We start from the raw sequence: 11,310 nt of genomic DNA on the forward strand, positions 1-11,310 counted from the left end.
TAAAAATGAAAAGTGTTGAAAGTTGGCAAACTGAAAAAGACGACAACAAAGAAATTGATGTTGTAATGGGTAAAAATATAATATTGAGTTCTGAAATAGAAAAAATAAGGCTAAGGCTTGAGAATAAGTTGAGATTATTCTTTAATGAGTGGTTTTTGCACAAGAACGAAGGTATTTACTGGATTAAAAGAAATGAAAATAACGGACAGATAGGAAACTTGTTGGAAAAGTTCAATATTGAAACTCAAGTAAAAGAAACTATTTTGGCAGATGAAGATGTAGCAGAAATAATAAAATTTGAAAGCGATTTTAAAAATGGAACTGGAAATTATAATTTTGATGTAGAAATATTGTTGAAAAATGGAAAGACTTTGGCAATTTAGGAAAGGAGGAATAATGGATTTTGGAGTAACGGATACAGGGTTTGTATTAAAAAGTTTTTCAGATATTATGAAAGATGTAGAAAAACGGTACAAAGCAAGATTGCAGGACAATGAATATACTTTGGATTTTAACACTCCTGAGGGGATTCATTCAGAGGCGATAGGGTTCGAGTTATCAAAATTATGGGAAGAACTTTTGGAACTCAATAATCAAACGAATTTAAATACGGCAACAGGTGTATATTTGGATTACTTTGGAACTTTATTAAGAACTCCACGAAATCCAGGGGCGTACGCAACTGGACAGGTAAAAATAACAGGAGAAAAGAATAGAGTTATACCAGCACAAACTATTATAAAATATGCTGAAAAAGAATACAGATTATTATCCAATGTTACATTGGATAAATTGGATAATAACGAATATTATGGAGTAGGATTTATTCAAGCGGTTGAAATTGGAAACGAGAGTAATATCACGAGTGATGTTTCATTTACAACCGAATACGGTGGGGTTGCTAAGATTACAAATGATGTTGATGTAATTGGTGGAGCAGATGATGAAAGTGATAGCCTTTACAGAGCAAGGTTAAAAAGAAAGCAAACAATCGAACAGACTGCAACACATTCAGCACTGTATAACGGACTTATGGCATTGGAGAATGTAAAAAATGTATTAATACTAGATCCCGAAACAGAGCCAGCAACAGAAGCTGGAACTATTAAGATATTTCTTGAAGGAACTCCTGATAACAAAATTTTTGAAACTATACTGGATTTGAAAGCGGATGGAATATTAACACTCGCAGATTCTAATGCGCAAACGTTTGAAAAAAAAATAAAAAGGGATATGTTTGAAAGAAAAATAACGTACAACATTATTAAATACAGTACGCTATTAATTAAAGTTGAAGTATTAGAAACAAAAAATTCTGATGAAAGAGATAACCGTTGGACACCACAAATCAAGCAAGAGATATTAAACTATATTAATAATCTCAGGACAGGGGAATCTATCAGCTATTTAAAAACGTATTCAGAAATTTTAGGAATTGACGATATAAGAAAAATTAATCTAAAAATGGGATTAACAGAATCCAGTGTAGCAATTCAAAATTTTGATAAAGTTTTCAATGTTCCTGTGGGTCAAAAATTTCAAATAAATGAAAATAATATCGAGGTGCTTTATGTATAAAGATAGCAAAGAATATACAGATGAGATAATCAGCAAGTTTCCACATATGTATAAAAGGGACAAGGAAAGCAACAATTATTTTTTGCTGGAGCTTTATTTAGAAGAAATAAGGCAAGTGAGTAAAGGAATATATGAGCTGCTAAAGTCTCTGGATATTATGAAGGCAACTGGATATGTTTTGGATAAGTTTGGAATATCGTTTAATTTGAAAAGAAATACAAGAGAAAATGATGAGGAATACAGGAAAAGAATACTTGCTGAAATTTCAAGAAAAAGCCGAAACGCTACTTTTGAAACAATAATAAGTGTATTAAAAATTATAATTGAAAATTATGAGCAGAATATATTTATTTTTAAAGAAGGAATTGTAAAAACTAATAATAAAGATATTGATCTCAATATAAAAAATGGAAGTTTTAAAGGAAAATTTGAAACGCAGTTTTACAAGGAAAAAGCAGGAAGCATTTATATAGTTTTGAACAAAAGATTGCCAACATATGTTAAAAAAAGCGTTTTAAGTATTTTGCTTGAAATAAGAGCAAAAGGAGTTGAAATAACAATTGATTTTAAATATAGAGTGCAGACAGCAAATTATATTTCAAATGGAGCACTTATAGGGGTAAAAAGAATGTTAAATATTGAAGATAGTTTTTATGATGAAATTTTGCAGCAAAAAAATTATGAAAGTAATTTGGCTAAAATGAACGTAATTACACAGGAAGGGGTAAGATAGATGTTAAAAAAAATAAAAGACTGGATAGGATCTAATTTGGATGTTTACAAAGTTGAAAACGCCAATGATGTCGGAGCAGGATTAGTGAGACACATTTGGAAAGGCGAGGAGACCGCGAGCCAAATCGGTACAACTTTAACGGCTCAAATTATGAACGATTTACAAAAAGGACTGGTACACACTTTAAACGCAACAAGAACATCAGGTACAAATAAAGATATTTATGAGGTAATGTTGGTTGGAATTGAAGAATTTGGAGTATTCGATGGATTAAAATTATTAATCAGAATAGACAAAGAAAATCAATACGATGATGTATTTTTAAAATTGGGTGGCGTAGAATATCCGATTTACAGAGTTAAAGAAAATTCAGCGAAAAAATTGGATAAAGGAGTTTTGAAAGATAAAAAAGAATATTTGTTAAATTATAGCAATAATTCTTTTGTTTTATCAGACAGTACATTGTATGGCACAACATTAGGAACATCCCTAGAAGGCAATCGATTAGCCGAAATTCTAGGGATAGAATTTGGTGGAAACATTCAAGATACAGGAGCAAAAGTTAAAGGGAAATTTTACTTTGATAACGTTACAAAATTTTATTACGAATGTATAGAAAATACTAACCTGACTTACAACGAAAGTTCTAAATTCAGAGCTATCTCCAACAAACCACTTTCAGATAGAGTGGAAAATTTGTACACAATTGAAACACATGTGATTTTCGGACACTTGACCCAAGCAAAAGTTTTTAAAATCGGGCGTTTGTGTATATTGTCAATGGATAGTAATGATGCTTGGAAAGGTGTCACTGCGGGTACAGTGCTTTTTAATCTTCCCGAAAAATTCAGACCTTTGCATTACACAGTTGCCCCGCTTGGACAATTGGGAACAACTGAAAATGCTGGTGTTCAAATCGAAACTGACGGCAGAGTAATTTATCGTGGGCATCAGAGTATCAAGGGAGCTCTATACTTCAATGTTACTTATTTAACTAAATAATAAAAAATAGGAGGGAAAATGATAATAAATATATACGATAAAAATACATTGGAGATAATCGGAAGACCAATTATTTCAAACTTAGAAGATTTCAAAAAAGAGTCAACTTTATTTTTCCCAGATTTTAACAAAGAAAATCATATTTTTTCAGAAATTGAATATCAAAATCCAGTTTTAGAAAAAGGGAAATTAAGAGAATCTACAAAAGAGGAACTTTACAAGGCTGGAAAATATATTTTAGCCGAAAATGAACTAGTAGAGGACGGAAAAATCAAAACAGTTGAGTTATCTGAATTTGAGTATATCGAAAATAATCAGATCAAGTATAAGAAGGAAGAGAAGATTGAAAAATTAAAACAGGAGCTTTATGAATTAAGGCTTGAAAGGGAAAAAAAGCCCTTTGAGTTTGAAGTGAAAGGAACTAAGTATTTACAACATAACAGGACAATAGACCAAAGTAATATAACCAAAATATTATTCAGTTTAGTTCTTAGGTTTGTTCTCGGACTTATGGGTAAAATTGCTAAGGGTCAGAAACTGGACTTCACTCAAGTAATGGGTGATTTGATGAATTCAGAGTATAATAATTGGAAATTTTATACAGAAGACGGTTCTGAAAAGTACGTAAATGTTTCGGTGCAGAAGTTCATAGAGATGTCGGAAATAATGAGAAAGCACACAACCGTTTCAATGGTTGCCGAGACAACATTGTCGCACAGTTTGGAAAACAAGACGGTTGAGGATCTGAAAACATTTAATGCTGAAGTTGAATATAACAAATTGTTTGAAAGTGAAATAAAGCAAGGTTAGGAGGTATTTATGCAGTTAGAAAAAGACAAGTTATATATATGTTTCCATAAACCTAGGAGATTAATAGGGCATTTGATAGCCTTGTGGACGCTTGGAAAATATTCACATGTTGAATTTATTTACAATGGTCAAATTTTTTTATCTAATCCTGGAGGAGTTAGAACAAGGAAATTTGAGTATCAGAAAAATATGGAAATTTACGAGCTTGATAAAAATATCGATCCCAAAGATGTGATTGAATTTTTTAGAACAGCTCAAGGTAAGGGCTATGATTATTTAGGAATTTTAGGGCAATTTTTCTATGCTGACAAGGTGCAGGACGATAATCGATTTTTTTGCAGTGAGTTTTGCCTGAACGCTATCGATTATGCTTTGCAGTTCACGTTGACCTATAAAGGTAAATCATTAAAGGATAGAGTTGGCTATCAGTTCAGCCCTGCAAAGTTGTATAAGTATTTAAAAGATATGGAATTATTAGGAAGAAAGGTGGAATAAAAATGAACAGATTTGAAAAGATTTTTGACTATCTACTAAAAGTTGAGGGCGGATATTCAAATGATAAGAATGATAAGGGAGGAAAAACAAAATACGGAATCATTGAAGAAGAAGCAAGAGACTTTGGGTATAAGGGAGATATGCAAGATTTAACAATAGATTTTGCAAAAAATATATATCTGAAAAAATATTACTTAGGAAACAAGCTGGATAAAGTTGTAAATGATAAAGTGGCATTATCTATATGCGATTGGGCTGTAAATAGCGGCAGAAATGGAACAAAAAACGCACAGATTGCCATAAATCAATTGACAAATGCAAATCTTGATGTAGACGGAATAATTGGAAATAAAACATTGGAAGCATTGAATGCAGCAGATCCTGAAAAATTTTTGGAAGTTTATCACAACTTGCAGAGAATTTATTACAAAGGAAAAGTTGAAGCTGATAGAACGCAAGAAAGATTTTTGACAGGCTGGTTAAACAGAGTTCAGAGAAAGGAGGAGTATTTGAAAGATTGGGATAAGGAAAATACAGTAACAGAGAATAAAAAATATTCTTTTGCCCAGTCAAGTCTAGATAAAATGGAAAAAGTACATCCAAAGCTGGTTGAAGTTATGAAAACCGCGATTACAGATAGCCCTTATGATTTTAGAATTACAGACGGAGCTAGGACAACGGAAGAACAGTTTGCTTTATATCAAATCGGAAGAAATAAGCCAGGCAGAATTGTAACAAATTGCGATGGGAAAAAAGCAAAATCAAACCATCAAATCAAAGCTGATGGATATGGACACGCAGTTGACATATTTCCTTGCGGAGTTATTGAAAATGGTGTATATAGAAAATTCACATCTGAAGAAGGGTATGATGAGAAGAAATTGAAATTAATAGCAAATCACATCTTGGCAGTAGCAAAAAGCAAAAATATTAACATTGAGTGGGGAGGAAATTGGAAAATGAACGATACGCCACATTTTGAACTAAAGTAATGTACAAATGGCTTGAATACAAGCTGAATTTCAACGTTAAAAATAATTTTGGTATAAATGGTTAGCTAGCAAGATAAAATTGATTGTAGGGCTTGTTGGCTAGCTTAAAATTGATACTTAATAAAATAAGAAAAGGGAGAGATAAAAATGGATAAATTAGCAGCAAAAATATATTTGACAGGTAAAATATTGGAATTAGGAAAAACTTTAATCTATAAAACAGAGATAGTTGCAAAAGGAAAAGCTGGAGCAGAAAAATTTAATCAGGTGTATGAAGGCTTTTGGGATAAATTAGAAGAATTATTGGAAAAAGAAAAATCAATTGACAGAAAATTTATTCCTAACTTTGCTGAAGAGATTGGCGAAGAAGTTTTGACAGAAGTTTTAAAAGAAGCTAGAAAAACATTTGACTTAAAAGTTATATTACAACAAATTTTCGATGTAGAAAAAGCAGGAAACAAAAACATACTTTAAAATTCAGAAATAAGGAGCAGAAATGGAAAATTATTTAGTCGATTTGGTATTCATAGTGTACGGATTGATTTTAGGAACGCTAGGAAATTTATTATACAGAGTAAACAACCATTTGAAAATAAATCCAATAGCAATTAGGATTCTATACGGAATAATGGCATTAGCTTTATATGTTTTGATGTATTTGGGTTTCTTAAAGAAGATTCCTGAAATAGATATTGTAGTGATGTTACTGATAATTGTTGTAGGTTATTTTGTAGAATTGATAATTGAAGTTCTTGAGGATAAAGTGCCTAAGGCATTGGATAGGCTTATTGATAAATGGTTAGGTGGTGGGAATAATGGCGATAGCTGGGACAAAAAAGACGATTAGGGATTTGATATTTAAAGATAAAAAGCATAAAGATTTTCAGGAAAGCCAAAAAATAAACTTTGCAAACAAAGGAATAGTGAAATTAATTGTGCTTTATACTATCAGTTCAATTTTGTCTGTAGCCCAGAGAGATTGGCAGTACAAAAGAAATATAGAAAAATTGATACTGGAAAACAAGACACAAAAAATATCTTTAATAGAGTCGTTAAGGGAAAAATCTTTGATAGAAAATATTATAATAGTTATGTTGAGCATAGTAATATCATTAATTATACTGTATTACTATAACAAAAAGATGAGTGACACAAACAAAGGAAAATAAATTATAGAGGTAGCCAGAAATGGCTATCTTTTTTTTGAAAAATAGGAATTTTGTAGTAAGAAATAGAATAAAAAGAGAGCCTAATCACTCTCTTTTGTTTTTATGGCTGTTTCAATTTTAACTTTCAGAATTTTCAAATCCTGAATTTCCATCTCTTCCAGCTCTATAATTTTAATTTGTTTCAAATTTTGAATGTCTTTTTCATCTAAGTTTTTGATTTTTAAATTTTTCATTTATCACTCCTTGATTTTTTAGTAAGGATTTGATAAAATAAATTTACAAAGGATTATGTTATTCTCTATTGATATTTGTGGTATTGGTAGAGAATTTTTATTTTATCAATTAGGGGGCAAAAAAGGGGCAAATTTTTTAAAAATTATTATTTTCTTGCATTTTTTGCTAAATGCTTGTATAATAAAAGCCAGTAAAAATAACTGTAAATAATAGTAATAAAAAATATAATGATGTTTGGGAAAATCCATCTCTAAAAAAAACCTTTTGGAAACACATATTATTCAAAAGGATAGTGTGTGTTTTTTATTTGTCTAAAAAAATAGGGAAAATTTAATTAAATAAAAAATAAAAATTATAAGGAGGAAAATTTTGGAATTTTTTAGAAACTTTCAGTTTGGAGTAAATGAATTAATGTGGTTAGGATACCTATTGCTTAATTTTACAGCGGTTATCTTGGCTTATAGATTTTGGGGAAAGGCAGGGTTACTTTCAATTGTACCGCTTTCAATAGTTATTGCAAATATTCAGGTTGGGAAGATGATGACCTTATTTGGTGTGGATACGACAATGGGAAATATTGCATTTGGCGGGATTTATTTGGCATCAGACATTCTTTCTGAAAATGAAGGAAAGAAGTATGCTAGAAAAGTGGTTTCACTAGGATTTGCCTCAATGCTGTTTACAACTTTTATTATGCAAATTGTCCTAAAAATACAGGTAGCACCGTCTGACACTATGCAAGGGGCTTTGAGTCAAGTGTTTGGATTTATGCCAAGACTGGCAATAGCAAGTGTAACTGGATTTGCGGCTTCACAGGCATTTGACATCTGGTCTTATCAGGCAATCAGAAAATTGCGTCCAGGCTTTAAAGATATTTGGATTAGAAATAATGCAAGCACTATGTTAAGTCAAATACTTGATAATATAGTATTCTCGTTTATGGCATTTTTAGGAGTTTATTCAATGAAAGAAATAATTATAATTATATTTTCAACTTATTTCCTAAAAGTAGTAATTGCATTATTGGATACACCGTTTGTATATATTGCGACAATTTGGAAAAATAACGGAAAAGTAAGTGAAGATTAATGAAAAGGAATAAAAATGATAAGATATAGTGTAATAAAAGAAAAAAATCCTAGAGAAATAGTACTTTTAAAAGGATTCAGCTGTGCATATGGAAAATGTGCATTTTGTAATTATATTTTGGATAATACAGATAATGAAGAGGAAATGAACAGAGTAAATTTAGAGGCGATTAATCAGATTACTGGTGAAAAAGGAGTTTTACAGGTTATAAACTCTGGCTCTGTTTTTGAACTGAATGATTTTACGCTTTCTAAAATTAAGGAAGTTTGTCGTGAGAAAAATATAAAAATATTGTATTTTGAAGCGTATTTTGGGTATATAAACAGGCTTAATGAAATAAGGGAATATTTTAGTGAGCAGGAAGTGCGGTTTGCTATTGGAATGGAAACTTTTGATAATGAATTTAGAACAAAAGTACTTACCAAAAATTTTATTACAAATGATAAAGTTTTGGAAAAAATAAAAAAAGAATATAAGATGGGACTTTTTATGATTTGTATAAAAGGGCAGACAAAAGAAATGATTTTACGAGATATAGAACTTGCTCAGGAGTATTTTGATGAAATAGCCTTAAGTGTATTTGTGAATAATGATACAAAAGTGGAGCGGGATGAAGAACTTGTAAAATGGTTCTTGACAGAAATTTATCCAGAATTGAATAAAAATCAGAATATTGAAATTTTAGTTGATAATAAAGATTTTGGAGTGTATGTACAATAAAAAAGGGGTATTATTCCCCTTTATTTTTTGAAACTCCAATTCCGTTTTCAAACATATCAATTTCATTTTCCAGTTCCTTTAAATCACTTCGGACATAATGCTCATTGTCAGTTCCAAGTCTAAAAGTACGAACTAGCGGGTTATTTTTATGATTTATTTCAAACATATATTCTTCCACAATCATCTTTTTCCGATTGTTAGTTAAATCATCTTCAAAATCTATAACAAGTGTCACATTCAAATCAGAAAGTTCACTAATATCTATCCCTTTTTCATTCACTAAATAGTTCAAAATACTTTGCTTTATTACAAATTCAAGTTCTTCTTCAATTATTTCACGTGGTTTTTCAATATTTTGTGTTAAATATAAAATAGCCTTATCTAAAAAAATCATCTTTTTTCCTTCTTTCTTTATTTAATTATATAAATTTTTTCTAAATATTCAATTAAGTTATTTTCTAAATTTTTTTAATTATTTTAGTTAATAACGATTTTTACTATTTTTATTATGTTCCTTCTCTTTATATTTTCGCAGGATTGCTCATTGCCGCAAATCCTGCACCTATGGCTAGACTACGACTTTTATTTGCCCAACTCCGAAACTCCTCCTTATAGTCGTCAAACAGTCGTAGTTGAACAAATAAAAGCTCCGTCAATTTATTAAAATTAAAAAAGTTTATTTTGTTATAATTTAAAATTTTTTAATGAAAATTAATCAAAATTTGTTAAAAATAATATTTGTTATAAATTTCCGAGATTTTTGTTTTAGTTAAATTAACCATTATAATTAAACTAAAAAGTGTCGTGATTTTTTTGGAATGAAATTGATTGTTTGAGCTTTTTCAAAAAATTTAAGTTATAATTAGTTTAAGAGTTGATAATAACTTTTATTAAAAAGCGAGTTTCAATTTCATTTCGAAAAAATGCTTAGACGAGCCAGGGTTACAAGGGAAATGGCGATTGATTTCCCTTGCTTTAAAAAGATAAAAAACATAAAAATAAAGGAAAAACCATTATTAACTAAAATAATTAAAAAAATTTAGAAAATAACTTAATTGTTGATTTTAAAAAAATAGGTTTTAAATAGATTATACAATAAAAAAACTTTAAAAACAAATTTTTTAGATTGTCTTTAAAGTTTTTATAAAATTGATAATTTTTTAAATTAGAATTTATGTGTGTAACCAACTGTAAATACATTTATATTTTTGTCATATTTTACTTTTGATTTATCAATGTAGATTCCTGGAAGTGAAGTTTGTTCACGTTTTCCATTGGCAGCATTGTAGTTTACATGGGCAATTCCGAATTTCCATTCTGAAGCTTCTGTTGGTTTATAAGTTATTCCTGTTGCGTAAATCTGCGAGTTTATTGCAAATTCTACATCAGAGAATGATTCTCTTTTGGCTCCTGTATTTGCGTAATTGAATCCAGCGTGCCAAGTGAATTTGTCGTTTATTCTGTAATCTACTCCGAAGTTTAGTTCATATCCGTCGTTGTACTTGAATCTATCCATTTTTGCGGCTTTGTTAAAGTAATGTGTATATCCGCTGGAAAGAGTCCATTTATTTATATCCTTTGATACTCCTAAAGCCAATACTCCTGGTAAATCACGTCTTGAATGTACACCGTCTGCATATTCAGGATAAAAGAATGAAATTCCAAGAGAACGTCTTGCAAGTAACATTTTGTTGTCTTCCTGTGCTTTTGATTTAAATTTTAATTTTACAGGAGTTTCGTATTTTATGGCAAAGTTTAATGTGTCAGTTGGTTTGTAGTCAAATCCAATAACTGCTCCAATACCCTTGGCATTACGTTTTGAATTCATTGATAAATAGTTTTTGCTAAGTCCAATTGCTGCACCTACACGAGTATTGTAGTCATATTGAGCTTCTCCATCAAGTTTTCTGTGAGCATAAACATATTTTAATCCTCCTGACATAGAGAAATTGTCATTAATTTTATATGCTCCTCCAAGCATTAGCTGATAGTAACGGTTTTGTCCAGTAAAACGATTTTTTACAACAGTTGCTCCAAGTTTACCACCTGTTAAGTTATTAAAAGTTTCACCAGCGAGTTCAATTCCTGCTACACCGCTTTTATAACGAAGAGTAGCTCCCCCTGCAATAACACTTAAGTTTCCAAAAAGAGAGTAGTTATCTTTTTTGTGTAAAAGGTTAAATGATGGTGCTCCTGCATATCTGTCTGATTTAAATTTTTTTCCTTTTAATGTCATTGATTCTTCAATTAATGAATTTTGTAAATTTGCATTAATATAAGTTCCATCGTCTAAAAATACAGTTCCTGCTGGATTGTAAAATACACCTTCTACAGAAATTTGTCCAGTTTGAGATGGATTTTGAAAGTATGATGCTGAGTTATTTGATAAATAGTCAATACTTGCTGCATTTGCAAAAATTGTAAATAAAATTGACATAATTGCTATTTTTAATTTCATAAAAGTTCTCCTTTTTGTATTAATAATTTA

General features: G+C 30.2%; 15 protein-coding genes. 12 read left to right on the forward strand and 3 right to left on the reverse strand.

The features are described from left to right. Window positions 1-5 precede the first annotated feature (5 nt). The 10 genes from QU666_RS03600 to QU666_RS03645 all read left to right on the forward strand — a co-directional run bounded on the left by QU666_RS03600 (window position 6) and on the right by QU666_RS03645 (window position 6,779). Entirely contained in the window at window positions 6-383 is a 378-nt protein-coding gene (locus QU666_RS03600; RefSeq protein ID WP_021770157.1) for a hypothetical protein, read from the forward strand. Between the two features lie 13 nt (window positions 384-396). Then, the gene (locus tag QU666_RS03605; RefSeq protein ID WP_036071902.1) at window positions 397-1,578 is read left to right on the forward strand and encodes a baseplate J/gp47 family protein; all 1,182 of its coding nucleotides are present in this window, start codon (window positions 397-399) and stop codon (window positions 1,576-1,578) included. Further along, window positions 1,571-2,311 carry a hypothetical protein gene (locus QU666_RS03610; protein ID WP_021770155.1) on the forward strand — a complete coding sequence of 247 codons (741 nt, stop codon included), beginning with the start codon at window positions 1,571-1,573 and terminating at the stop codon, window positions 2,309-2,311. The genes QU666_RS03605 and QU666_RS03610 overlap by 8 nt, the downstream gene beginning before the upstream one ends. Then, a complete protein-coding gene (locus QU666_RS03615; protein WP_021770154.1) occupies window positions 2,312-3,313 on the forward strand; it encodes a hypothetical protein in 1,002 nt (333 codons plus the stop codon). It begins immediately after the preceding gene. Window positions 3,314-3,331: 18 nt separating this feature from the next. Continuing rightward, the gene (locus QU666_RS03620; RefSeq protein ID WP_021770153.1) at window positions 3,332-4,123 is read left to right on the forward strand and encodes a hypothetical protein; all 792 of its coding nucleotides are present in this window, start codon (window positions 3,332-3,334) and stop codon (window positions 4,121-4,123) included. Between the two features lie 72 nt (window positions 4,124-4,195). Further along, a complete protein-coding gene (locus QU666_RS03625) occupies window positions 4,196-4,618 on the forward strand; it encodes a cytoplasmic protein (protein ID WP_232218488.1) in 423 nt (140 codons plus the stop codon). 2 nt (window positions 4,619-4,620) lie between these two features. After that, entirely contained in the window at window positions 4,621-5,610 is a 990-nt protein-coding gene (locus tag QU666_RS03630) for a glycosyl hydrolase 108 family protein (RefSeq protein WP_021770151.1), read from the forward strand. A gap of 147 nt (window positions 5,611-5,757) precedes the next feature. Further along, the gene (locus QU666_RS03635) at window positions 5,758-6,084 is read left to right on the forward strand and encodes a hypothetical protein (RefSeq protein ID WP_021770150.1); all 327 of its coding nucleotides are present in this window, start codon (window positions 5,758-5,760) and stop codon (window positions 6,082-6,084) included. 22 nt (window positions 6,085-6,106) lie between these two features. Next, a complete protein-coding gene (locus QU666_RS03640; RefSeq protein WP_021770149.1) occupies window positions 6,107-6,457 on the forward strand; it encodes a hypothetical protein in 351 nt (116 codons plus the stop codon). Further along, a complete protein-coding gene (locus tag QU666_RS03645) occupies window positions 6,426-6,779 on the forward strand; it encodes a hypothetical protein (RefSeq protein WP_021770148.1) in 354 nt (117 codons plus the stop codon). Before QU666_RS03640 ends, QU666_RS03645 begins: the two co-directional genes overlap by 32 nt. Window positions 6,780-6,859: 80 nt before the next feature. Here QU666_RS03645 and QU666_RS03650 read toward each other — a convergent pair whose 3' ends face one another. After that, the gene (locus QU666_RS03650) at window positions 6,860-7,012 is read right to left on the reverse strand and encodes a hypothetical protein (RefSeq protein ID WP_021770147.1); all 153 of its coding nucleotides are present in this window, start codon (window positions 7,010-7,012) and stop codon (window positions 6,860-6,862) included. A gap of 370 nt (window positions 7,013-7,382) precedes the next feature. Between QU666_RS03650 and QU666_RS03655 the strand changes: the two genes are divergently transcribed. Continuing rightward, window positions 7,383-8,102, forward strand: a complete 720-nt coding sequence (locus QU666_RS03655) for a queuosine precursor transporter (protein ID WP_051285849.1) — start codon at window positions 7,383-7,385, stop codon at window positions 8,100-8,102. 15 nt (window positions 8,103-8,117) lie between these two features. Then, window positions 8,118-8,822 (forward strand): hypothetical protein, encoded by a 705-nt coding sequence (locus tag QU666_RS03660; protein ID WP_021769644.1) that lies wholly within the window; start codon window positions 8,118-8,120, stop codon window positions 8,820-8,822. Window positions 8,823-8,832: 10 nt separating this feature from the next. Here the strand turns inward: QU666_RS03660 and QU666_RS03665 are convergent, their stop codons facing one another. Continuing rightward, window positions 8,833-9,216, reverse strand: a complete 384-nt coding sequence (locus tag QU666_RS03665; protein ID WP_021769643.1) for a hypothetical protein — start codon at window positions 9,214-9,216, stop codon at window positions 8,833-8,835. Window positions 9,217-9,987: 771 nt separating this feature from the next. Then, window positions 9,988-11,280 carry an OmpP1/FadL family transporter gene (locus QU666_RS03670; RefSeq protein ID WP_021769641.1) on the reverse strand — a complete coding sequence of 431 codons (1,293 nt, stop codon included), beginning with the start codon at window positions 11,278-11,280 and terminating at the stop codon, window positions 9,988-9,990. Between the last annotated feature and the right edge of the window lie 30 nt (window positions 11,281-11,310).

Source organism: Leptotrichia sp. HMT-225, from assembly GCF_030644325.1.
Taxonomy (GTDB): domain Bacteria; phylum Fusobacteriota; class Fusobacteriia; order Fusobacteriales; family Leptotrichiaceae; genus Leptotrichia; species Leptotrichia massiliensis.